Raw genomic sequence first — 21,482 nt, 5'->3', positions numbered from 1 at the left:
GAAGATAAATCAGGTTATAAGGGAAAATTTGGATAAAATATAAAACAATAAATATTTGAAATCATTTTCTGTATGATTATGGCTTAAAAAACGAGGTAGATCTAATAACTTTAATGAAAAATGCATTAACTTTATGTATATCGTTGCAAAATTATACTAAGCCTGTTTTAAAGCTTACGGATAGAAAGAGTATAAGAAAGGCCAAAAGATATTTTAATATAAAAATATCAAATCAATTTATTATTTCGCGTATGATAATTAGTAGATTTAAGAAGCGTTCAAAATTTTGTATAAGTCATAAGGATGGATGTGTAGGAGTGCTTTTTGGAAAAGGAAAATTCGGACTCGATATAGAAGAGATAAAACAAAGAAATTTTAGCTCTATTTGTGAGTTTTGTTTTACAGAAGATGAGCTAAATATATATAAAAAATCAGAAAATACTAATACTTTTTATCAAATTTATACAGTAAAAGAAGCCATACTAAAGGCTGAAAATTTAGGTTTTTCAGAGCTAAGATTGATTAATTCTTTAAATTATAAAAGCTATATATGTAAGAGTTTTTTAATTAGTAATAAGTATATTATCTCTATTGTTTTTAAAGGTAAAAAAGATATAATCTTAAAATTTATATAGTTAAAAATTATTTATAGAGGACTTATTATAGATGAAAATATACATATATTCTAAAATAAAAAATATTATATTTTTTACTCTGTGTATATTTTTTATTGGATGTGTTGATAAATTTAGAAGTCCTAATTTGCCAAAATTTGATAGTGTAATGTTTGAGATAGTTGCTGAAAGTGGATTAAATAAGCTTTATGTATCTCATATTGATGAGGATTATAATTTTACCATGTTGGATTCATTGGGAACACCTCTTGCAAGGCGTGTCTTAAAATATGATGGTAAATTTGAAAGTATAGGTTTTTTACCACCAAAAAAAGCCTATAACGAGCTTTTTGTTAAAGTGCTCGATATGATAAAATTTAATAATACCGAGTCTATAATTTTAATAGATAATGAAATTTTTAAGGTGAGAGTAGTTGATATATATAAGTAGACCCTCTATAATTAGTGCGGCAGGTAAAGATAGCGATGAAAATATAGCAAATTTACAAAGCGGTAAGAGATTTTTAAATGTGAGCAGTAGTTATAGAGAGGACAAAAAATTTATTTTAGGTATGGTTACTACTTCTCTTGCAAATTTTAATAAAGATACGCCAGAACATTTTAAAACACGTACAAATTCGTTGATATTAACTGCTCTTGACGACATAAACGATATTATATTAAGAGCTATTAAAAAATATGGTAAAAATAGAATTGGTGTAGTTGTAGGTGCTACGACTAGTGGAGTCGAAGAAAATTACGAGACTTTTAAAGAGTATGCGAAGACAGGATTCTTTGATGCTAAGAAATTTAATATTAGTCGTAATACACTTGTGAATCCATCCGAGTTTATAGCTTATTACTATGGCTTAAATTCTGTTATATTTTCAATATCTACTGCTTGCACATCCGGAGTTAAGGCTATAATGCAAGCAAAAAGGCTTATAGAGGCTAATATTTGCGATGCGGTGATTTGCGGTGGTGTGGATAGCTTAAATACTCTTACGATAAATGGCTTTGATTCGCTTGGAATTTTAAGCGACAAGGAGACCAATCCGTTTTCAAAAAATCGTGACGGTATAAATATAGGAGAGGGTGCAGCTCTTTTTTTGGTAAGTAGAGATGAAATTTCAAATGTCATAGTAGCTTCTGAGTATTCAAACTGTGATGCATTTCATACTACACAGCCGGATTTTAGTGCTAAAATGCAGACTATTTGCGTTAAAAGTGCACTTGATAGAGCTAAATTATCAAGTGTGGATTATATAAATCTGCATGGTACCGGCACTATAGCCAATGATCAAGTCGAGGCTAAAGTCGTGCATGACATAATGCCAAATGTATTTTCAAGCTCTATAAAGCCATCTATAGGACATACATTGGGCGCTGCAGGTGCGATAGAGAGTGCCGTTTGTGTTATGCTTTGTCAAAATGATGAGAGTATTTTGCCACCTCATATTTATGATGGAAATTATGATGATAGCATTTGTCCAATAAATCTAGTAAAATTTGGACAAAAAGCAGTAGTCAAATCTGCAATGTCATTATCTTTTGCATTTGGTGGAGATAATGCCGCTATAGTTTTTAGGAGAGTAAATTGAGTATATCAGATCACCTTCCTCACGCTTCAAAAATTGTTATGATAGATGAAGTGGTTGAATTTGGACCAGGAAAAATTAAGACAAGAAGTGTTATTAAAGAGGATAATATTTTTTTAAGAGATGGTAAGATCGAAATGTATAAGGCTATTGAGATTATGGCTCAAGCTCTTGGTATATATGACTCTAAAACCCGTGAAGCAGTGGGTCAAAAATCAGGGCTTGGTTTTTTGCTTGGAAGTAGAAAATTTGAGATGTTTATCCCTTTCTTAAGCATTGGAGATGAGATTGAGATCACATCTGTTTGCTCGATTCAAGATGATAGCGGCTTTGGCGTTTATGATTGTGAGCTTTATGTAAATGGAATACTTGGCTCAAGGGCTAGTTTAAATGTCATAAGTCCTGATGATGATTTTTTGCAAAAGGTTTTTGGATGAATAAGAGAGTATTGGTTACAGGCTCTAGTAGAGGCATTGGCGAAGCAGTAGCAAGAAGGCTTAAAAAAGCTGGATATGATGTGGTTTTACATGGCCGAAGCAAGAGCGAGAAATTGATAAATTTGCAAAATGAGTTAAATTTAAAGAGCCTAGTTTTTGATGTCAGCGATACTAAGGCCGCTAGGTCAAGTATTGAAAAAGATATCGAGGCTAATGGGGTTTATTATGGTGTGGTTTTAAATGCCGGAATTACAAGGGATAATACCTTTGCGGCAATTGAGGAAGATGATTGGTTTGATGTGATAGATACTAATCTAAACAGCTTTTATAATGTATTAAAGCCAATTATTTTGCCTATGGTTCGCACAAGAAAGCCGGCCCGTATAGTGGCTATTAGCTCTGTTTCAGGCATCATAGGTAACCGTGGGCAGGTTAGTTACTCTGCAAGTAAGGCTGGTATAATAGGTGCAATAAAGGCTTTAGCCACAGAGCTTGCATCAAGAAATATCACCGTTAATTGCGTAGCCCCAGGACTAATAGAAACTGATATGACAGATGAAAATTTGCCTATGGATGAAATTTTAAAAATGATTCCTGCAAAAAGGGCTGGTAAGGCTAGTGAAGTAGCGCCTTTGATAGAATTTTTGCTAAGCGAAGATGCGGCATATATAACTAGGCAGGTTATTGGAGTAAATGGAGGATTGTGTTGAGACGGGTTTTTGTAACCGGAATAGGAATGGTAAGCGCATTTGGCAAGAGTTGGAGTGAGATAAAGCAAAAATTTCAAGCCGAAAAAAATGCCGTAATGTATATGAAAGAGTGGGATAAATTTGTCGATTTAAACACTAGACTAGCCGCCCCTATTATAAACTACAAGCATCCAAAAGAGTGGGATAGAAAGCAGTTAAGAAGCCTGGGAACCGTATCAAGATATAGTGTAGAGGCGGCAGGGGCAGTGCTAAAAGATGCGGGATTAATCGATGATGAGAGTATAAAAGATGGCAGGTTGGGAGTGGCTTGTGGTAGCTCGACAGGATCGACTGACTCTATAAGGTCTATGGCTCAGCTTTTGATAGATGGATCAAGCGATTGCAATGCAAACACCTATATAAAAATGATGCCGCATACCACGGCTGCCAATATTGCTTTGTTTTACTCTTTAAAGGGCCGAATTATACCTACCTCATCAGCTTGTACTAGCGGCTCTCACGCGATCGGATATGCTTATGAGAGTATAAAATATGGAATGATAGATATGATGCTAGCGGGTGGTGCGGAGGAGCTTTGTCCTAGCGAGGCTTATGTGTTTGATACTCTTTACGCTACAAGTGTTAAAAATCAAACTCCTGAGCTGTCTCCATCTCCTTTTGATAGGGATAGAGATGGGCTTGTATTGGGTGAGGGTGCCGGAATGCTCTTATTGGAGAGTGAAGAGAGTGCATTAAAACGAGGGGCAAAAATTTATGCAGAAGTTGTCGGGTTTGGTTCAAATTGCGATGGTACACATGTAACTCGTCCTCAAAGCGAAACTATGAAGGGTGCGATGATACTTGCACTAAAGGATGCGAATTTAAATCCTGAAAAAATTGGTTATATAAATGCTCACGCCACTGCTACAAAGCATGGAGATATAGCGGAAAGCTACGCCACAAATGAGCTTTTTGGGGATAAAATAGCAATCAGTTCTTTAAAAAGCTATCTAGGCCATACTCTTGGCGCTTGCGGTGGACTTGAAGCTATATTTAGCATAATGATGATGAATGAGGAGCATTTTTTTCCTACTATCAATTTAAAAAACGTAGATAGCGAGTGTGCTAAGCTTAATTATTTAAAAGAGCAAACCTCTATCAAAACGAATTTCGTGATGAGTAATAACTTTGCATTTGGCGGGGTTAATACCTCTTTGATATTTAAAAGAATCAATTAAAAGGAGATGTCTATGAAAAAGCTTGTTATTTTAGCGGTATTTAGCGTGTTCGCACTTGGAAAGGATCAGATCTTTTATCACAATATAGCTGATGCTTTAAATTTAAAAAGAGCTTCGGAGTATGTAAGGGCGGATTTTGTAATGGAGTTTTCTAAGCAGTATCATGGGGAGTTTAAATCTATTAAGGCTAATGGTTCTACGATAAGATTTAGAGATAAACCTGATCAGATGTCAAGTAACAACTATAAAGAGGAAGAAGAAAAAATCGATTATACCAAGTCTTGCCACTATGCATTTTTGGCTGCGTTAAGAAATTTACAAAAGGTAGCCGAAAAAAACGGATCTAAAAATATAGTAAATATACAAGGAAATTTTAAAGATGAAATTTATGATAGCAAAGATAAATTTCAATGTGCAGTAGGTGGAACAAAGACTACTGTTGCTTTAAAAGCCGATTTGAAAAACTAAACTTAGGAGATAATATGAATAAATTTTTTACAGCAATTGCCGTTTTGGCACTGGGGGTTAGTTTGAGCGCCCGCGATGAAGTGCTTTATTTTTCTATAGATAATCTTTTAACTTCACCAAAAGCTATCAAAGTACTAAATCCTAATATAAAACTTAGTTTTGGCTCAGGAAGCAAGGGGCAAATATTGCAAAAAGATTTAATGTCTAACAAAAAGACAAATGCTTTTAATAAAAGCGATCAAGAGGCTTGTGAGTGGGCGTTTTTATCAGCTCTTAAAACTTTTCAGGAAAGAGCTGTAAGAGAGGGTGGAACTAAGGTGATAAATATTACAGGATATTATAAAAAACAGCCTTTTGATTCAAAAACTCAGTTTCAGTGTGGTGCCGGCGCTTTGATGGCAGGAGTAACTTTAAGAGGTGATATAGCTAAGTAATGAATTTAAGCTTTGGTATAAATTTTTTTGACGCTATTGTTTTTGATGATTTTGAAGATACTACTCTTTTAAGATATAATAGGGGTTTTGAAATTTCACATATTCCTCCACTTGAAAGACGCAGATTAAGTAAGGCTGCAAAATGTGCATTTGATCTGACGAAGGAGTTTAAAACTCTTGATATTCCGGTAGTTTTTAGCTCATACGCAGGAGAGATAAATAGATGCTTTGAGCTAGAAAAAACTCTTGCCGCAAATGAGCTTATGTCCCCTACATCTTTTTCTTTGTCGGTTCATAACGCGCTTTCTTCACTGCTTAGTATAAGCATGAAAAACAATAGTGAAATTTCGGCCATCTCAGCCTTTGCACCTCTTGAATATGCTTTAATTGAAGCTAGTTTGTACTTTAACGAAGGTGTCGATAAAGTGCTTGTAATAGCATATCATGAAGCTATCAAGCAAAGTTATTATATGGAGAATTCAGCCTCTTGTATGGCGGCACTTATAGTTAGTAAGGGTGAAAATTTAAGACTGGCTAAACTAGAAAAACAGAGTAAAAATGATGAAAATTTACTGATCAGATTTTTACAAAATTTTGATCCATCTAAAAAATCATCTTGGCAAAGTAGTGATAATAGTTCGACTTGGCAATGGGACTATGAACCTTAAGCGCCTTTTTAAGCAGCTAATTACCGGCACGCTATTTGCTATTTTTGGGCTTATATGCATGCTTGGAAATATGCTTTTTATACCAATTGTGGTTTTTAAATTGAATAAGCTCAAGTTTATTCAAAATTTTGCCCGCGATACAGTTTGGTTCTCGTGGAAGATTTTTATAGAGATTACGAGAGTATTTGGCTATCTTGATTATAAATATAAGATAAAAACTAAGCTCGGAAAAAATGCCCAGATGATAATAGCGAATCATCCTTCGCTTTTAGATGTAGTATTTTTGATATCTAGAGTTAGGCGCGCAAATTGTGTTGTTAAAGGAGAGCTTGGCAAAAATATATTTTTGTTTGCCGCTATAAAGGCTTGCAACTATATACCAAATACCCAAAATGAAGAGCTTTTGCAAAAAGCCGTAGATGCTCTGAAAAATGGCGAAAGCCTGATAATATTTCCAGAGGGAACCAGAACAAAAGACGAGATAGTTTTTCATAAGGCGGCGGCCTATATAGCTGTAAAAGGATCTAAAAAGATCGTTGCGATAGCTATAAATATGTATCCAAGAAGTCTTAGAAAAAAAGAGCCTTGGTATAAGACACCAGATGTTGTGATAAAATATGAGTTTAAGGAGCTTTTTAGCCTGAATTTGGAGGATTTTAAAAGTCAAAAACCAGATCCAATAAGGGCTAGGGAGTTGCATTTATATATGAGTGAAATTTACAAGGAGGAATTTAAAGATGCAAAATTTAATCAATGAGATCAAAGAGCTGATTATAGATAGCTTAAATTTAGAGGATATGAAGCCTAGCGATATAGATGAGAGTGCACCACTTTTTAATGATGGTCTAGGCCTTGATAGTGTCGATGCTTTGGAGCTTGGACTTGCGGTTCAAAAGAGATATGGGCTTATACTTGACTCTAAAACGGCAAATTTAAAAGAGATTTTTTATAGCGTTGAGACGCTTACGAAATATATTTTTGAAAATAGGAAATAAAGATGACAAGAGATGATATTTTTCAAATTTTAAAAGATGCTTTGACCGAACTTTTCGAAATAGAAGAGGACAGAATAAAGCCAGAGACGCTCATATACGAAGATTTGCAGATAGATAGCATAGATGCTATAGATATGATTGATTATATCAAGAGAAAGACCGGATATAGGCTTATGCCCGAGGATTTTAAGAATGTAAAAACCCTTGATGATATTGTAAAAGCGGTGGCTAAGAAATTTGAAGCTTAGGGCGCTTAAATTTATCCTTACGATATTTAGCGTTATTTATCCCTTTGCTCTTTTTTTCGCAAGGGATTTAAGTATATGGATCTTGGGTCTGCTTGCGATTTTATGGGCGATTAGGGGAATTTTTGAAGGTGGAAAATTTAAATATATCTGCTTTTTTATAGCCGTTTTTTTTATGCTTTGTATGATTTTTAGGGGGAGTGATCTAGCATTTTTATACCCTGTTTTAATGAGTCTTTTGTTTTTGGCCATCTTTGCAAATAGCCTAAGAAACGAGGCCATAATAACAAATATAGCAAGGCTAAAAGAGCCAAGTTTGGATCAAAATGGCGTAATATACACAAGAAAACTAACTAAAATTTGGTGTGGATTTTTTGTGGTAAACGCTCTAATCGCATATTTATTATCATTAATGGAGAATAAAATTTATTGGAGTCTTTATAGCGGAGTTGTATCTTATATGATAATGGGAGTGCTATTTGGCGGTGAAATTTTATATAGAAAGATTGTTTTAAAAGTATGAGAGAATTTAGTAGTAAGCTGCAAAATTTCAGATTTGAGGATGACGATAGGAGCGTATATCTAAATGCCTTAAAATTTGCAAAAAATATAAAAGAAAAAGATATAAATGAGATTGAAATTTATCTAAGCGATACCTTTAAATTTTGCGTAGCCTTTTTCGGCTCTATGATGGCGGGACTTTCGCCGGATATTTTACCAAAGCCAATTTTTAGCGGTGATAAGAGCCATGTAGATAGTGAGAATTTTGGTAGCTATATTAATGGTGATTGCAGTGAAGATTTTTTACTTAACGAGGATTGTAAGTTTTTTCTAAAGACTTCTGGCTCAAGCGGAGAGAGTAAAAGGATAGAAAAAAAACTATCCGATATGATAGCAGAATCAAATTATTTGGCTAAAGAATTTGGCTTTGAGAGTGATGGTATATTTTTCTCAAGCGTCTCTCACCAGCATATGTTTGGGCTTACATATAAGGTCTTTTTGCCAATCATTCTTGGTGCAAAAGTTGTTTCTAAAGAGATGAACTATCCCGAGAGAATACTTGAACTAAATCTTAAAAATCATATATTTATTACCAGTCCGGTACTACTTCAAGCGCTTATCCAAAGCCCAAGATCAAGCGAGATAAGAGAGCTAAAGTGGATAATAAGCGCGGGATCTGAGCTAAAAAAAACTCTTAGAGATGAACTATATAGGCTTTGTGATGCAAAGGTAGTCGATATATACGGTAGTACCGAAACAGGCGTAGTGGCTAGAAATTTTGGCGACGGACTTAGATTGTTTGATGCGGTTAAGACTAAATTTGATGAGCGCGAAGCCCTTGGCATCAGCTCTCCTTGGTGTAAGTTTTTTCAAAGCAATGACTGGGCAGAGGTTAACGGAAATAGACTTGTATTAAAAGGAAGGATAGATCGTATAGTAAAACTAAACGATAAGCGTGTAAGCCTTGAGAGTATAGAAAAAAAACTCTTTGAAAGCGGACTTTTAAGCGATTGCTACTGCGAAATACATCCAAATTTTAAGCGTCTAGCTGCACTTTTGGTATTAAATGAAAACGGGATACATAAATTTAGACGACATGGTAAAAAGGGTGTAGTAGCAGAGCTTTCAAATATCCTTAAAAATGAGTTTAAAAATAGCGTTAGGTATTTTAAGATAGTTGATAGCCTACCTAGAAATTCTCAAGGTAAATTTGCAAAACATGAGTTTGCAAATGTTTTGTTTAGAAGTATTTGTCCAAAGTGGGAGCATAAGATATTAGAAGACGGCAAGAGTAAATTTAGCTCTATTATGAGTGTGGAGCTTGAAATTTTCACTCATCATTTTCCAAATTTACCTCTAATTCCTGGTTTTATGCAGCTTGATTTTGTTTTCGAGCTTGCAAGGTCAATAGGCATAGATTTAAGCGGTGCGTCAAAGATAGAGAATCTAAAATTTATCAAATTTGTTCGTCCAAACGATAGACTTGATATATTTATAGAGAAAAAAGAGAATAGAGTATATTTTGAAATCTTTTGCAATGATGAAAAATGTTCTATGGGCAGAGTTGTTTATTAGGAAATTTGGATGAGCAAATACGCCTTTTTGATACCATTTTATAATCATCCAGAGCGCATCAATGAGTTAATAGAGGCTCTAAAAGCTTATAAGCTTGATATTATTATCGTGGATGATGGCTCAGATGAAGCAAGCAAAGAGGTTTTAAAAGGGATTAAAGATATATTGCTATTGGAGCGTAAGAGTAATGGCGGCAAGGGTGCTGCTATGAAAGATGGGTTTGGATTCGCTATTTATAATGGCTTTACTCACGTGCTTCAGGTTGATGCCGATTTTCAACATGATGTAAGCATGATAGATGAATTTTTAGAGGTTAGTAAGAAATTTCCTAAAGATATAATATGTGCAAACCCCGTCTATGACAATACTGCTCCAAAGTCAAGGGTTTATGGAAGAAAGATCACAAATTTTTGGGTGGCTATAAATACACTAAGTCTTGAGATAAAAGATGCGATGTGTGGCTTTAGAATCTATCCGCTTAAAGAGATAGAAGAGGCTGTAAGAAGAAGCAAGACAAACAGGATGGAATTTGATATAGAAATCCTTGTAAACGCACATAGATGCGGGCTAAAAACTCAGTGGATAGATATAAAAGTGAGCTATGAAGAAGGTGGAATATCTCATTTTAAAATGCTTAGAGATAATGCAATGATAAGTCTTATGCATGCTAGAGGATTTTTTTCTCTGCCTAAATTTATCTTTCAGAGATTTGTTTCTAAAAACAATAGTGAGCTGTGGTGGAAGAAGAACGAGAAGTCAAATAGCTTTTTTTTAAGGCTCACATTGATTTTAACTCAATATCTGCCGGCATTTTTACTAAATTTTGTGATCAAGATAGTTGTGCTTTTTTACTATCTTACTTCTAAAAAAGAGCGTGATAGCATAGAAGAATTTAGGCTAAATTTAGCAAATTTTGCGGGTGAAAATGTGCTAAAAAATACAAGCGTATTTGGAAATTTTTATCAATTCGGTGTTGCAATTTGCGATAAATTTCGCGCATGGAAGGGTAAAATAGGCTTTCAAGAGCTTGATATTGTAAATTTAGAATATATAAAAACCGAGCTAATAGGGGCAAAAAGAGGTCAAATTTTATTAACCGCCCATCTTGGCAATATCGAAATTTGTAAAAAAATAGCTGCTGGTGTGGATGGCTTTGAAATGGTTATTTTGGCATATGACGAGAATGTTAGAAAATTTAACGATATCATAAACGAGATAAGTGGGGAAAAGATACGAATACTGCTTGTAAACGAGCTTGACGTAAGAGCTATGCTAGAGCTTAAAACCATTGTAGATAGCGGAACTCATATAGGTATAATGGGAGATCGCGTGCCGATAAACGGAGATAAGTTTACAAATATAAGCTTTTTGGGAAAAGAGGCTAAATTTAATCACGGCCCATATATAATAGCCGGTATTCTGGGAGTAAAAATAAGCTCTCTTTGGTGCCAAAAGATAAACGATAAATTTAGGATAGAATTTACTAAGATAGCAGATGGGATAAAGCTTTCGAGGGATAAAGCAACTAGCGTTAAGCCTTATTTGCAAAATTATGTAAGCGAGCTAGAGCATCGCTGCAAGCAGACTCCCGAGCAGTGGTTTAACTTTTATGATTTTTGGAGGCAGTAGTGCAAATCTCAAAAACAACTATAATAAAAGCTCAATTTTTTGATGTGGATTCTATGAATGTCGTATGGCACGGCAATTATGTAAAATACTTAGAGACTGCACGCTGCGAGCTGCTAGACGAGATAGGCTATAACTACGAAAACATGAAAAAAGATGGCTTTGCCTTTCCTATCGTAAAACTTGATATCAAATATGTAAGGCCTGTATTTTTCGCAGATGAGATTGAGGTGGAAGCTAGATTGGTGGATTTTGAAAGCTTTTTAAAGATATCTTATCTAATTAAAAATCATAAGACCAAAGAGAAGATAAGCGTTGCAAACACCTCACAAATCGCTATAGATATGATAAATAAAGAGACTTGTACTATTATGCCGGATAGCTTTAAGGAAGCTGTCGAAAAGTACCTTAAAAGGAGTTCGGAATGAAAATTTTATTAGCTATTTTGACTACTACAATCAGCCTTTTTGCTATAAGCGCTGAGGATATAAGGGCTAATATAAAAACTCAAAATATAGATGGAAATTTCACTCAAACTAAGATTTTAGTCGGATTTCCTAATGCTTTTAAGAGCTATGGAAATTTTTCTTTGAAAGAGAGCGAGCTTATCTGGCACACTTTAAAGCCTATTAATGCAAAAGTTATCATAGGAGAGGATGGAATTTTTGAGCAAAGAGGTGAGGGTTTAGTAAAAATAGGACAAAATTTTGATAAAAAGCTCTTTTTGTCAATCGTTAAACTTGATCTGGATGAGCTTAAAAAAGAGTTTGATATCCAAATTTTAAGCCTTCAAAATGGCTGGAAAATAGATCTAAAGCCAAAAAATATTTTATTTAGGCAAATTTTTTCTTATATATCAGTATTTGGAGATAAATTTGTAGAAAAAATCGAATTGGCTGAGGTTAGCGGTGATAAGACGATAAATGAATTTTATGACATAAGATGAAAAAAATCTCGATTTTTATACTGTTTGCTTCTATTTTTTTAGTATCCGTTTTTTATATTTTTGTGAATATAAACCGACTTGAAACCGATATTTTTTCTCTTATAAATTTTAAAGATAATCAAAATGAACAGCTTGTATTAAAATCTATGCAAGATGATTTGTCAAATGAATTTTTACTTGTTTCAGACTCGAAAGGGTTTATGAAAAGCACGGAAATTTTGGCTAATAAAACCGGACTTTTTGAAAAATTTAGCGCTACTGTTGATATCGATACAAAAAAATATTTAGATGACCTTGGACGTTTAAAATTAGCTCTATTAAATAGATCTGCCGTAGATAAAATTATAAATAAGACTGATGAGTTTTTTAAAGAGAGTGCAGAAAGTTTTTTAAATCAATTTATATTTAGGCCTTTAAGCGCAAGGGATGATTTTTTCGCACTTGCGACTCACTCAAGTATGTTTGATGAAAAAATAAGATTGAATATAAGCGATATGATGCTTGAGATTAAGAGCGAAGATGGCAATTTTTTTCTCGTAAAAGCACGTTTGAAACCAAATTACGATCCAAAAGAACTTATTAAATTTTATCAAGAGTTAAAAGCGCAATCTAGTATTAAAAATTATAAAACATATATAAGCTCCGGTGCGCTTTATGGGGCTTTTGCAAAGATGGATGCCGATAAAGAGAGCTTATATATGAGTCTTATTTCTTTGGCTCTTACTAGTCTATTTTTACTGCTTGCCTTTAGAAATTTCTCAATTTTTAATATCGTTTTTATAGCTATTTTTGGATTTGATTGCGGATTTTGCACTTCACTTTTATTGTTTGATCAGCTTCATGTTATGGTGGTTATTATTAGCACGAGTCTTGTTGGGCTTATGTTTGATTTCGCACTTCACTGGCTTGGTAAATTTAAAAATCAAAAGATACAAAGCCACAGTATAAAAAGTATGCTAAAAATTTTTTTACTAGGTCTTTTTATCACTATGAGTGGATATGTGGTATTTATATTGGCTCCTCTTGAATTATTAAGACAGGTTGCGGTGTTTTCATTTTTTACATTGCTTGGGGCGTTTTTATTCACATATTTTTGCTTGCCTTTATTGCTGGAAGGCAAAATTTTTTCACAGAGTATTGGATTTAGTAAAATTTTGATATGGTTTCATAGTTTTTGCATTTTATTGTCAAAGAAAATAGGATTTAAATTTTTAATATTACTATTTATTATCTCTTCTTCGTTTTTGATGATAAATTTTTCTAAAATAATTGTGAGTGATAATATTAGAGATTATTCTAATTCTCCGCAAAATTTGCTTGATGATTCCGTAAAAATCGCACATATAACAGGCACAAACGTCTCAAATTCAATGATAGTCGTTAGAGAGGACGAGGACATAATAGCTAAAGAAAGAGCTTTGATAAAAGAGCTTGAATATGCAAAATTGATTCAAGATTACTCGTCAATTTCAAAAATATTTTTAAGCAAAACGGAACAAGACAGTATAAAAGAGCTATTTAAAAAAGCTAAAACCGATAGTAAAATATCCGGTTTTTATCAAAGCTTAGGCATTGATGAGGAGCTATTACGGGCCGAATTTGAGAAGATTGTTAATCTAAATACGCTAAGTATAGATGAAATTTTAAGTAGCGATTTAGCAAGAGAATTTAAAAAATTTATGCTAGAGAATAAAAGCAGCGTAATATATGCCGATGGATTTATAAAAAATAATCAAAGTAACGAGATTTTAGCTAAATATAATGCCTTTAGTGTTAATTTTGTAGATGCTCTAAATCAAAATTTTACCGAAGCAAAATACTCTGCGGTGATATTAAAGATAGCCGCATTTTGCCTAGCCTTTATGGTTTTATGGTTATTTTTTAGTTTTACCAAAGCTTTTATTGTAATGAGCCTTATTACTCTTGGCGTACTTATAATTTTGTGCGCATTTATTATATTTGGTTTTCATATAAACATATTTGTCGTATTTGGGTTCATATTGGCAAGCGCTGTTGGAATTGATTATATGATATTTGCGATGAATCAAGATTTAATGAGCAACGAGCGTATTTTTGGGATTCTTACTGCATCGCTAACCAGCTTTATATCGTTCTTTATGCTCTTTTTTAGTTCGACAAACGCCATAAGTCTATTTGGACTCTGCGTTAGTTTAAGTATAGCTTTTTACGCATTGGTGGCTAGTATTTTAAGCGTGAAGATGGAGTCAAGACAGCCAAATAAGCTTGCGTAAATTTAGAAAAAATAAGTATAATCACGCATGTATCAGGGGAGCGTTAGCTGAGATTAGGCGCAGGCCTTAGACCCTTAAACCTGAAGCGGATAATGCCGACGTAGGAAGATGCGCTACTTCTGATGCAAATTTAACCCAAAAGAAAAAATATGCTAATAATAAACGGCAAAGACGAGAGTGCCTTCATCGGCAAAAGTGTCGATGAATTCGCTTGTCAAAAAGGATTCAATAAAGAGTATATGGCTGTGGAAATCAATGGTGAGATTTTGCCGAGGGATAAATTTGACTCTAAATTCAATGACGGGGATAGAGTCGAGATAGTTTGCTTTGTAGGTGGTGGATGATGGATATTAATGATGATTTTTTAGAGCTTGGCGGGCATAAATTTAGTTCTCGCTTCATCTTGGGTTCTGGCAAGTTTTCTTTAACTTTGCTTGAGGCTGCGATAAAGGATGCAAAGGCTCAGATCGTTACTCTCGCACTTCGCAGAGTAAATGAGGGCGGAAGCGAAAACATACTTGATTTTATCCCAAAGGATATCACTATCCTGCCAAACACCTCAGGAGCCAGAAACGCCGATGAAGCCGTGCGTATCGCAAAACTTGCGCGCGAGCTTGGTTGTGGCGACTTCGTTAAGGTCGAGTGCATAAAAGATAGCAGATATCTGCTGCCTGATAACTATGAGACGATAAAAGCGACGGAAAAGCTTGCAAATTCGGGCTTTGTCGTGATGCCTTACATGTATCCTGATCTAAACGTAGCGCGCGATCTTGTAAATGCAGGCGCTGCTTGCGTGATGCCTCTTGGCGCGCCTATTGGCACGAACAAAGGGCTTGCCACTCGCGAGTTTATAAAAATTTTAATAGACGAGATAGATCTGCCTGTGATAGTTGATGCGGGCATCGGAAGCCCTTCTCAGGCGTGCGAGGCGATGCAGATGGGTTGTGCTGCCGTGATGGCAAATACTGCCATAGCAACTTCGGGTGATGTGCGTGCTATGGCAAAAGCTTTTGCGCTATCTATTGAAGCGGGTAGACTAGCCTATCTAGCCGGGCTTGGCGAGGTGAGCGAAATAGCAAGAGCATCTAGTCCGCTGAGCGGATTTTTGGAGTAGGATGTGAAAAATTTTGACGTGATGAGCTATATGGAGGGCATGCAGCGCATAGATGAAAGCCTGATGCAGCGCGTTTTAAGCCTTAGAGAGGGCTACAAATACGAGCGCTACGGCAAGGCTGATGTAGTAAGAGCGCTAAAGATGCAGCGAGTGGATATAGAGGGCTTGCGTGCGCTTTTAAGCCCAGCGGCAGGCGACTTTCTAGAAGAGATGGCGGCTCGCGCTCAAAGTGATATGAAGAGGTATTTTGGTAACAGTATCGAGCTTTTTACCCCGCTTTATATCTCAAATTTTTGCGATAGCAACTGCGTTTATTGCGGATTTAGCTCGCATAATAAAATTTCGCGCCTAAGACTAAAGATAGACGAAGTAAAAACAGAGCTTAAAAATATCGCAAAAAGTGGGCTTAAAGATGTGCTTATACTTACGGGCGAGAGCGCTAAGAAGCGTGATCTAAGCTATATAGGCGAGGCTTGTAAGGAGGCTTCAAAGCTTTTTAGCAACGTTGGCGTTGAAATTTACCCGCTAAATTCCGATGAATACGCCTACTTGCACGAATGCGGCGTGGATTACGTGATAGTGTTTCAAGAGACATATAGCCCCGAAAAATACGCGCAGGTTCATATCGGCGGGCAGAAGATGAGCTTTGCTTATCGCTTCAACGCTCAAGAAAGAGCGCTTATGGGCGGTATGAGAAGCGTTGGGTTTGCGGCTTTGCTTGGGCTTGATGACTTTAGAAAAGATGCCTTTGCAACGGCGATTCATGCAAATTTTATCCAGCAAAAATACCCGCACGCAGAAATCGCTATATCCTGTCCTAGGCTAAGACCTGCTAAAAATAAAAGCGAAGTAAACGCGGGCGAAGTTGACGAAAGAAGCCTTTTTCAGGTGATTTGCGCTTATAGAATTTTTCTTCCTTTTGCTAATATCACGATCTCAACGCGCGAAAGTGCGAAATTTAGAAACGGGATCATAAAAGTGGCCGCGAGTAAAATTTCAGCGGGCGTTAGCGTTGGAGTCGGTACTCACTCTGATACCTCTAAAAAGGGCGATGAGCAGTTTGAGATAGACGATACTCGCGGAGTGGATGAAATTTATACCGATATCCGCGCGCTTAATCTGCAGCCCGTGATGAGCAATCACATCTATGTTTGAGCTTATTTGCGTCACAAATCGCCATTTAAGCAGTGATTTTTTAGGCGATTTATCGCGTATAGTTAGCGAAAAAAAGCCAAATGCTATCATCCTTAGAGAAAAGGACTTAAGCGAGTGTGAATATGAAAATTTAGTCTTAGAGGTGCTAAAAATAACTAGAAATTTTGAGACTAAGCTCATTTTGCATACGCATTTAGATGTTGCTTTAAGGCTTGGAGTTAAAAATTTACACCTTCCTTTTGGTGAATTTGTGAAATTTAATGAGTCAAAAAACAAACGAGATTTAGCTAAAAGCGCAAATTTAACTATCGGAGTTTCGGTTCACTATCTTGATGAAGCCATTATGGCACAAAATTTAGGTGCAAACTATGTAGTAGTAGGACATATCTTTAAAACCAAAAGCCACGAAGGCGAACCTCCTAAAGGACTTGAGTTTTTAAAAGAAGTTTGTGCGAATTTAAACATCAAGACATACGCTATCGGTGGGATAAATGCTAAAAATTTAAGCCAGATAAAAGACGCCGGAGCTAGCGGAGCCTGCATGATGAGGGAGTTTTTGAAATTTGATCAAGGCTAGCTGGAAGCTAGGTTTAAGGCTAATTTATTATCATTTTAAAATTTTTATGAAGGATAATCGGTGAATAAACTTATTTTTGTAACGTTGCTTTGGGCTTTTAGTTTCAGTTTGATAGGCGAGTTTTTAGCAGGCATGGTTGATAGCTATTTTGCTGCATTTTCACGCGTTGTTTTGGCGCTTCTTGTCTTCTTGCCGTTTATGAAATTTCAGGCGAAAAACACCGCCATATACGCCAAGATCGCACTCATAGGCGCAGTTCAAATCGGGGCTATGTATATGTTTTACTACAACTCGTTTTTGTATCTAAGTGTGCCTGAAGTAGCGCTTTTTACGATATTTACACCCTTTTACGTAAGCGTGGTTTATGATCTTTTTGCCAAACGCTTGCGCCCGCTTTATCTGCTTAGCGTTGCGGTTGCGGTTTTTGGTGCTTTTATCATCAAATACGGTGGTGTAAATAGCAATTTCTGGCTTGGATTTTTGCTGGTTCAAGGCGCAAATTTATGCTTTGGTGTCGGACAGAGTGCGTATAAATTTTTGCTTGAAAGCAAGGGATTTAGCGAGCAAAAGGGGCTTTTTGGCTGGTTTTTTGTAGGCGCTTCCGCGGTAACCGGCGTAGCGTTTGGTGTATTTGGAAATTTCGAGAAAATTTCACTTGATATGACGCAGTCTTTAGTGCTTCTTTGGCTTGGTATCGGCGCTAGCGGGCTTGGATACTTTATGTGGAACAAAGGCGCATGCGAGGTTGATAGCGGCACTTTAGCGATAATGAATAACGCACTCATACCTGCTGCCATTATCGTGAATTTGGTATTTTGGCATAAAGACGCAGACCTTGCGCGCCTTATCATCGGCGGAGTTGTTATATACATCTCACTTTTAGTACATAATAAGATAATAGCTTATTATGAAAAGAAGCAGTTGTTATAAACAAGGATTTTTAATCAATATATATGATGCCCGAGGTCAAAATCTATTAAAATGCCTTCAAAACTCTATATTTTGATACTTTCAAAAAAACTTGAACACGATAATATCAAAAAATAATAAAGAAGTCAACTATAGTATATCTATTATTTTTAAGAGACCCCTAAATTCAATCATATAATCAAGAGTGTAAAACAAAACCTCTTTTTATAGTAACCATATCCTGTATTGTCGTGATGCAAATTATAAATTAAATCCTTTTCGCTCTTTATTAATGCACCCCATAATCCGTTCTTTCGAATGTAAAGCTCTTTTTGGCTCATACTTTTTGCAGGATGAAAAAAATTAACTGCTTGGCTACTTTCGCCTGAGCTAATCGATCTTTTTTCATTATCTTCGCTACTCCTTTTGCTTGACTTCTGTTTGCACTTTTGACTTCCTTTTGTGTGAAATTTAAGCTACCGATACTCTCGGTTTGGATTATAGCTGATGCTACTGCCAAGTTTGTGGGCTATTGTAGCTAATATGCTTCAAAAGTCGTCAAGCTCGATGTGCTCTATATTAAAAGTATCAATAAATACTATGAAAGGTTCAGATAATGAAGTTGAAGTATGTATCATAAGTAAAGTATTAAAAAATGTGATTTAAAACCCACCTAAAAGGCTTTTAAAAACTTGTAAAAGGTAATGTAAAATTTTGTAAAATAATGTAAAATGAATTTTAGGCAGTTTGATTTTAAACAAAATAGTTCTTAGTCTCTAAAATTACGCACTTTTATGAAATTTTCTATCGCTTTGAATTCCTGCAAAACTTTTCAGATGAGATTGAAATCAAACTTATATACGAGCTTGAAGAGATACTAAGAGAGCTTAAGATGCCTGAAACTTATCAAAAATAATAAAATTTATTTTATGTTTTAATAAGATAATATAGGTTATTATTCACCCTAAAGGTGAATAATAAAAGGGCTATTTTGGAAATACGCTTTAAAACAAAAAAACTACAAAAACAATACGAACAATCAAAAGAGGCAATTAAAGCGTATGGTATAGACGTAGCAATGCGTTATGTTACGAGAGTGAATATTATAAAAAGTGCGAAATGTTTTGAAGATTTATGTTTAATAGCACCGCTTAGATTTCATCAACTAACAGGAAATAGAGAGGGGCAGTATTCCATTTATTTAAATGGATTTTATAGGCTGATTATTACTAATGATGGCGATGGTAATGTAGATATAGCCAAAATAGAGGAAGTGAGTAAGCATTATGGCGACTAATAATTACATATCAGATTTGGCAATACACCCGGGAGAGTTTTTGAGTGAAGTAATAGAAGATATGGGGATGACACAACTAGAGTTATCTCAAAGGTTAGGCAGACCGACACAAACTATAAATGAAATCATTAAAGGCAAAAAATCAATAACTCCGGATACAGCTGTTGAGCTTGAAAACGTATTAAAAATACCGTCTCATATTTGGCTAGGGCTAGAGAGTGAATACCAAATGGTTTTAGCAAAGCAAAAAGAGCAAAAACAAATGGAGAAAGAAACTAACCTTGTTAAAAATTTTCCTTATTCAGACTTAGCAAGCAGTGGTTTTGTTAAGGGCACAAAGAATATGATTGAGAGAGTTGCCGAGCTAAAAAACTTTTTTGCTGTTTCAAGACTATCGGCAATAAACGGTATAAGCACATATAATCCGGCTTTTAGAGTTGCAAAAGATTATTCAAATATCTCTCCTGAAGCAATTGCTTCTTGGATGCAAGCTAGCACAATAAAAGCTAAAGAAATAAAAACAGAGCCATTTGATAAGAAAAAACTAAAGGACAGCTTGCCTCAAATAAAAGGGATTATGGCTAAAGAGGATATTAATAAGGCTTTGTCTTTAATTAAGGATATATTAGCATCTTGCGGGATTGCTTTTGTATGGCTTCCTAATTTTAAAAAAACAAAAATACATGGGGCTACATTTTGGGTTGATGATGGTAAAAAGGCGATATTATCCATGACTCTAAGAGGAAGTTATAGTGATATTTTTTGGTTTAGCTTTTTCCATGAAGTTGGACATATTTTATTGCATAAAAAAAGAGATATTTTTTTGGAGAATGATGTTGACGATACAAAACAAGAAGCGGAAGCTAATGAGTTTTCGAGCGATTTTCTAATCCCTAAAAAAGAATATACAATTTTTTTAAAAGAACAGGATTTTTCTGCTGACAACATTAAGAAATTTGCAAAAAATATAGATGTTTTACCATCTGTTGTAGTAGGAAGACTAATGCATGATAAAATCATAGAGTTTGGAGATTATAAGCTTAACAAACTCAGAGATAGATATACTTGGGCTAGTAATTAAACTAGTCCGACTATTAAATGCTAGCTAGCTTTAAATTTGCCGCATCTGTTAAAAATTTAGAGCGGTTTGAGCTTACGCGATCGATTGCCTCTAAAACTGATTTAGGCATGGTTAAATTTATGCGCACTTTTACATCTTCTTTTATAGGCTCATATATGCTTTCTCCGCTTTTTAAAGCGCCCTCTACATAGCACGCAAAAGCCTCTTTAAGCTCTTTTATCGCCTCCGCTTCACTCTCTCCCCATCCTGCCATTAGGTTGTTTTTAGTAAGCCCTAAATCGGCATATTGCGCGTAATAATCGCCGTCATCAAGTCTTTTAACGGTTATGGTATAAGGCAAATTTAGATAGTATTCAAGGTCTTTTTTCATTTTTTAGCTCCTATTTTTTCTAAAACAGCAAGAGTGTAAACCTCTTTTATAGGCTTATGTCTAGGGATTATTATGCTATCTTTGTCTTTTTTAAATTTATGGTGCGAGCCTCTTGCATGCTCTAATTCCCAGCCGAAATTTATTAAAATTCTTTGCAAATCTTCAAAGCTTGCATTTTTTGGATTATTCGCTAGTTTTGATATAAGTTTATCCAAGCTTCCCATTTAATTTCCTTATTTATACACATAAATATACACACTTATTAATTAAAACAAGATAAAACCCGCGCCGTTATTTCACTTTAAAGCCCCGACAGCTAGGCTTAATATGCTATTAGTAACCGATTTTATAGCCTCTTCGCTTGAAATGGATACCGCCTTTTTAAGTTTAGTTAGTATCGTTTCGCTCTCTTTTAAATTTGAAGGAGTTTGATTAAGCACTATAAGCCCTTTAGCCGTTAAGATAGCGTTATGCACGCTCTTATCTCCGCCGTATCGCTCCAAGCTTATATAATCGTTTTTGCGTAATCACTCTATATTTTCTGTGCTATTTAAGATAGCATTTCCAAAATAGTAAATGGTCATACTATAGTCGTTTAATGCCACTTTATCTACATTATGACTACGTCCACTCTGCTACAAAAGACTCACAATATATAGGATTTTAGTGCGTGAGATACAAATTTAGTGAACT

Annotated in this window: 29 protein-coding genes and 1 riboswitch; of the genes, 25 read left to right on the top strand and 4 right to left on the bottom strand. The window is 35.2% G+C overall.

Translation table 11 applies throughout. The features are described from left to right. The first annotated feature begins 143 nt into the window (after nt 1–143). The 23 genes from CDOM16190_RS09550 (at nt 144) to CDOM16190_RS09440 (ending at nt 18,062) form a co-directional block, all read left to right on the top strand. Entirely contained in the window at nt 144–635 is a 492-nt protein-coding gene (locus CDOM16190_RS09550) for a 4'-phosphopantetheinyl transferase family protein (protein ID WP_170020461.1), read from the top strand. A gap of 31 nt (nt 636–666) precedes the next feature. Further along, nucleotides 667–1,065: a hypothetical protein gene (locus CDOM16190_RS09545; protein ID WP_170020459.1), complete on the top strand. Its 399-nt coding sequence runs from the start codon at nt 667–669 to the stop codon at nt 1,063–1,065. Further along, complete coding sequence (locus CDOM16190_RS09540; RefSeq protein WP_170020457.1) at nt 1,049–2,215, top strand: beta-ketoacyl synthase N-terminal-like domain-containing protein; 1,167 nt, start codon at nt 1,049–1,051, stop codon at nt 2,213–2,215. Before CDOM16190_RS09545 ends, CDOM16190_RS09540 begins: the two co-directional genes overlap by 17 nt. Beyond that, a complete protein-coding gene (locus CDOM16190_RS09535; protein WP_170020455.1) occupies nt 2,212–2,649 on the top strand; it encodes a hotdog family protein in 438 nt (145 codons plus the stop codon). Before CDOM16190_RS09540 ends, CDOM16190_RS09535 begins: the two co-directional genes overlap by 4 nt. Then, nucleotides 2,646–3,359, top strand: a complete 714-nt coding sequence (gene fabG / locus CDOM16190_RS09530; RefSeq protein WP_170020453.1) for a 3-oxoacyl-ACP reductase FabG — start codon at nt 2,646–2,648, stop codon at nt 3,357–3,359. The genes CDOM16190_RS09535 and fabG overlap by 4 nt, the downstream gene beginning before the upstream one ends. Next, nucleotides 3,353–4,576, top strand: a complete 1,224-nt coding sequence (locus CDOM16190_RS09525) for a beta-ketoacyl-ACP synthase (protein ID WP_170020451.1) — start codon at nt 3,353–3,355, stop codon at nt 4,574–4,576. Before fabG ends, CDOM16190_RS09525 begins: the two co-directional genes overlap by 7 nt. Before the next feature lie 12 nt (nt 4,577–4,588). Continuing rightward, nucleotides 4,589–5,044, top strand: a complete 456-nt coding sequence (locus CDOM16190_RS09520) for a hypothetical protein (protein WP_170020449.1) — start codon at nt 4,589–4,591, stop codon at nt 5,042–5,044. Between the two features lie 14 nt (nt 5,045–5,058). Next, nucleotides 5,059–5,478, top strand: a complete 420-nt coding sequence (locus CDOM16190_RS09515; RefSeq protein ID WP_170020448.1) for an excinuclease ABC subunit A — start codon at nt 5,059–5,061, stop codon at nt 5,476–5,478. After that, nucleotides 5,478–6,146 carry a beta-ketoacyl synthase chain length factor gene (locus CDOM16190_RS09510; protein WP_170020446.1) on the top strand — a complete coding sequence of 223 codons (669 nt, stop codon included), beginning with the start codon at nt 5,478–5,480 and terminating at the stop codon, nt 6,144–6,146. Before CDOM16190_RS09515 ends, CDOM16190_RS09510 begins: the two co-directional genes overlap by 1 nt. Continuing rightward, nucleotides 6,106–6,903 (top strand): lysophospholipid acyltransferase family protein, encoded by a 798-nt coding sequence (locus CDOM16190_RS09505; protein ID WP_349644393.1) that lies wholly within the window; start codon nt 6,106–6,108, stop codon nt 6,901–6,903. The genes CDOM16190_RS09510 and CDOM16190_RS09505 overlap by 41 nt, the downstream gene beginning before the upstream one ends. Continuing rightward, nucleotides 6,884–7,141, top strand: a complete 258-nt coding sequence (locus CDOM16190_RS09500; RefSeq protein WP_170020444.1) for a phosphopantetheine-binding protein — start codon at nt 6,884–6,886, stop codon at nt 7,139–7,141. The genes CDOM16190_RS09505 and CDOM16190_RS09500 overlap by 20 nt, the downstream gene beginning before the upstream one ends. 2 nt (nt 7,142–7,143) lie before the next feature. Further along, nucleotides 7,144–7,389 (top strand): acyl carrier protein, encoded by a 246-nt coding sequence (locus CDOM16190_RS09495; RefSeq protein ID WP_170020442.1) that lies wholly within the window; start codon nt 7,144–7,146, stop codon nt 7,387–7,389. After that, a complete protein-coding gene (locus CDOM16190_RS09490; protein ID WP_170020440.1) occupies nt 7,379–7,909 on the top strand; it encodes a COG4648 family protein in 531 nt (176 codons plus the stop codon). Before CDOM16190_RS09495 ends, CDOM16190_RS09490 begins: the two co-directional genes overlap by 11 nt. Further along, the gene (locus CDOM16190_RS09485) at nt 7,906–9,462 is read left to right on the top strand and encodes an AMP-binding protein (RefSeq protein ID WP_170020438.1); all 1,557 of its coding nucleotides are present in this window, start codon (nt 7,906–7,908) and stop codon (nt 9,460–9,462) included. Before CDOM16190_RS09490 ends, CDOM16190_RS09485 begins: the two co-directional genes overlap by 4 nt. A 9-nt stretch (nt 9,463–9,471) precedes the next feature. Beyond that, nucleotides 9,472–11,091, top strand: a complete 1,620-nt coding sequence (locus tag CDOM16190_RS09480; protein ID WP_170020436.1) for a glycosyltransferase family 2 protein — start codon at nt 9,472–9,474, stop codon at nt 11,089–11,091. After that, entirely contained in the window at nt 11,091–11,516 is a 426-nt protein-coding gene (locus CDOM16190_RS09475) for an acyl-CoA thioesterase (RefSeq protein WP_170020434.1), read from the top strand. Before CDOM16190_RS09480 ends, CDOM16190_RS09475 begins: the two co-directional genes overlap by 1 nt. Then, a complete protein-coding gene (locus CDOM16190_RS09470; protein WP_170020432.1) occupies nt 11,513–12,034 on the top strand; it encodes a LolA family protein in 522 nt (173 codons plus the stop codon). The genes CDOM16190_RS09475 and CDOM16190_RS09470 overlap by 4 nt, the downstream gene beginning before the upstream one ends. Continuing rightward, on the top strand, nt 12,031–14,286 hold the full coding sequence (locus CDOM16190_RS09465; protein ID WP_170020430.1) for an MMPL family transporter: 2,256 nt from the start codon (nt 12,031–12,033) through the stop codon (nt 14,284–14,286). Before CDOM16190_RS09470 ends, CDOM16190_RS09465 begins: the two co-directional genes overlap by 4 nt. Before the next feature lie 24 nt (nt 14,287–14,310). After that, nucleotides 14,311–14,410, top strand: a riboswitch (TPP riboswitch). A 25-nt stretch (nt 14,411–14,435) separates the two neighbouring features. Then, complete coding sequence (thiS, locus tag CDOM16190_RS09460; protein WP_169976137.1) at nt 14,436–14,630, top strand: sulfur carrier protein ThiS; 195 nt, start codon at nt 14,436–14,438, stop codon at nt 14,628–14,630. Continuing rightward, the gene (locus tag CDOM16190_RS09455) at nt 14,627–15,400 is read left to right on the top strand and encodes a thiazole synthase (protein ID WP_170020428.1); all 774 of its coding nucleotides are present in this window, start codon (nt 14,627–14,629) and stop codon (nt 15,398–15,400) included. The genes thiS and CDOM16190_RS09455 overlap by 4 nt, the downstream gene beginning before the upstream one ends. A 21-nt stretch (nt 15,401–15,421) precedes the next feature. Further along, a complete protein-coding gene (gene thiH, locus CDOM16190_RS09450; protein ID WP_502707528.1) occupies nt 15,422–16,555 on the top strand; it encodes a 2-iminoacetate synthase ThiH in 1,134 nt (377 codons plus the stop codon). Continuing rightward, a complete protein-coding gene (locus CDOM16190_RS09445; protein WP_170020426.1) occupies nt 16,548–17,132 on the top strand; it encodes a thiamine phosphate synthase in 585 nt (194 codons plus the stop codon). The genes thiH and CDOM16190_RS09445 overlap by 8 nt, the downstream gene beginning before the upstream one ends. Nucleotides 17,133–17,192: 60 nt before the next feature. After that, nucleotides 17,193–18,062 (top strand): EamA/DMT transporter family protein, encoded by an 870-nt coding sequence (locus CDOM16190_RS09440; protein ID WP_170020424.1) that lies wholly within the window; start codon nt 17,193–17,195, stop codon nt 18,060–18,062. Nucleotides 18,063–18,378: 316 nt separating this feature from the next. On the opposite strand, the gene CDOM16190_RS09435 is transcribed toward CDOM16190_RS09440, so the two are convergent. After that, nucleotides 18,379–18,561: a hypothetical protein gene (locus tag CDOM16190_RS09435; protein WP_169976145.1), complete on the bottom strand. Its 183-nt coding sequence runs from the start codon at nt 18,559–18,561 to the stop codon at nt 18,379–18,381. A 471-nt stretch (nt 18,562–19,032) separates the two neighbouring features. Between CDOM16190_RS09435 and CDOM16190_RS09430 the strand changes: the two genes are divergently transcribed. Then, nucleotides 19,033–19,338, top strand: a complete 306-nt coding sequence (locus tag CDOM16190_RS09430) for a type II toxin-antitoxin system RelE/ParE family toxin (RefSeq protein WP_170020422.1) — start codon at nt 19,033–19,035, stop codon at nt 19,336–19,338. After that, a complete protein-coding gene (locus CDOM16190_RS09425; protein ID WP_170020420.1) occupies nt 19,328–20,419 on the top strand; it encodes a HigA family addiction module antitoxin in 1,092 nt (363 codons plus the stop codon). Before CDOM16190_RS09430 ends, CDOM16190_RS09425 begins: the two co-directional genes overlap by 11 nt. A 13-nt stretch (nt 20,420–20,432) precedes the next feature. Here the strand turns inward: CDOM16190_RS09425 and CDOM16190_RS09420 are convergent, their stop codons facing one another. The 3 genes from CDOM16190_RS09420 to CDOM16190_RS09410 all read right to left on the bottom strand — a co-directional run bounded on the left by CDOM16190_RS09420 (nt 20,433) and on the right by CDOM16190_RS09410 (nt 21,292). After that, nucleotides 20,433–20,789: a type II toxin-antitoxin system HicB family antitoxin gene (locus CDOM16190_RS09420; RefSeq protein ID WP_170020418.1), complete on the bottom strand. Its 357-nt coding sequence runs from the start codon at nt 20,787–20,789 to the stop codon at nt 20,433–20,435. Next, nucleotides 20,786–21,013, bottom strand: a complete 228-nt coding sequence (locus tag CDOM16190_RS09415) for a type II toxin-antitoxin system HicA family toxin (protein ID WP_169976153.1) — start codon at nt 21,011–21,013, stop codon at nt 20,786–20,788. The genes CDOM16190_RS09420 and CDOM16190_RS09415 overlap by 4 nt, the downstream gene beginning before the upstream one ends. 72 nt (nt 21,014–21,085) lie before the next feature. Further along, complete coding sequence (locus CDOM16190_RS09410) at nt 21,086–21,292, bottom strand: hypothetical protein (RefSeq protein WP_170020416.1); 207 nt, start codon at nt 21,290–21,292, stop codon at nt 21,086–21,088. Nucleotides 21,293–21,482 lie beyond the last annotated feature (190 nt).

This window comes from Campylobacter sp. RM16190 (genome assembly GCF_012978835.1).
GTDB lineage: Bacteria > Campylobacterota > Campylobacteria > Campylobacterales > Campylobacteraceae > Campylobacter_A.
This window is presented reverse-complemented; position numbering and strand designations above follow the sequence as displayed.

Coding starts and splice junctions, on each gene's coding strand:
- CDOM16190_RS09465 (WP_170020430.1), top strand. CDS start 12,031: ATGAAAAAAATCTCGATTTTTATACTGTTTGCTTCTATTTTTTTAGTA.
- CDOM16190_RS09470 (WP_170020432.1), top strand. CDS start 11,513: ATGAAAATTTTATTAGCTATTTTGACTACTACAATCAGCCTTTTTGCT.
- thiS (WP_169976137.1), top strand. CDS start 14,436: ATGCTAATAATAAACGGCAAAGACGAGAGTGCCTTCATCGGCAAAAGT.
- CDOM16190_RS09500 (WP_170020444.1), top strand. CDS start 6,884: ATGCAAAATTTAATCAATGAGATCAAAGAGCTGATTATAGATAGCTTA.
- CDOM16190_RS09495 (WP_170020442.1), top strand. CDS start 7,144: ATGACAAGAGATGATATTTTTCAAATTTTAAAAGATGCTTTGACCGAA.
- CDOM16190_RS09520 (WP_170020449.1), top strand. CDS start 4,589: ATGAAAAAGCTTGTTATTTTAGCGGTATTTAGCGTGTTCGCACTTGGA.
- CDOM16190_RS09420 (WP_170020418.1), bottom strand. CDS start 20,789: ATGAAAAAAGACCTTGAATACTATCTAAATTTGCCTTATACCATAACC.
- CDOM16190_RS09480 (WP_170020436.1), top strand. CDS start 9,472: ATGAGCAAATACGCCTTTTTGATACCATTTTATAATCATCCAGAGCGC.
- CDOM16190_RS09510 (WP_170020446.1), top strand. CDS start 5,478: ATGAATTTAAGCTTTGGTATAAATTTTTTTGACGCTATTGTTTTTGAT.
- thiH (WP_502707528.1), top strand. CDS start 15,422: ATGAGCTATATGGAGGGCATGCAGCGCATAGATGAAAGCCTGATGCAG.
- CDOM16190_RS09425 (WP_170020420.1), top strand. CDS start 19,328: ATGGCGACTAATAATTACATATCAGATTTGGCAATACACCCGGGAGAG.
- fabG (WP_170020453.1), top strand. CDS start 2,646: ATGAATAAGAGAGTATTGGTTACAGGCTCTAGTAGAGGCATTGGCGAA.
- CDOM16190_RS09455 (WP_170020428.1), top strand. CDS start 14,627: ATGATGGATATTAATGATGATTTTTTAGAGCTTGGCGGGCATAAATTT.
- CDOM16190_RS09445 (WP_170020426.1), top strand. CDS start 16,548: ATGTTTGAGCTTATTTGCGTCACAAATCGCCATTTAAGCAGTGATTTT.
- CDOM16190_RS09415 (WP_169976153.1), bottom strand. CDS start 21,013: ATGGGAAGCTTGGATAAACTTATATCAAAACTAGCGAATAATCCAAAA.
- CDOM16190_RS09485 (WP_170020438.1), top strand. CDS start 7,906: ATGAGAGAATTTAGTAGTAAGCTGCAAAATTTCAGATTTGAGGATGAC.
- CDOM16190_RS09545 (WP_170020459.1), top strand. CDS start 667: ATGAAAATATACATATATTCTAAAATAAAAAATATTATATTTTTTACT.
- CDOM16190_RS09515 (WP_170020448.1), top strand. CDS start 5,059: ATGAATAAATTTTTTACAGCAATTGCCGTTTTGGCACTGGGGGTTAGT.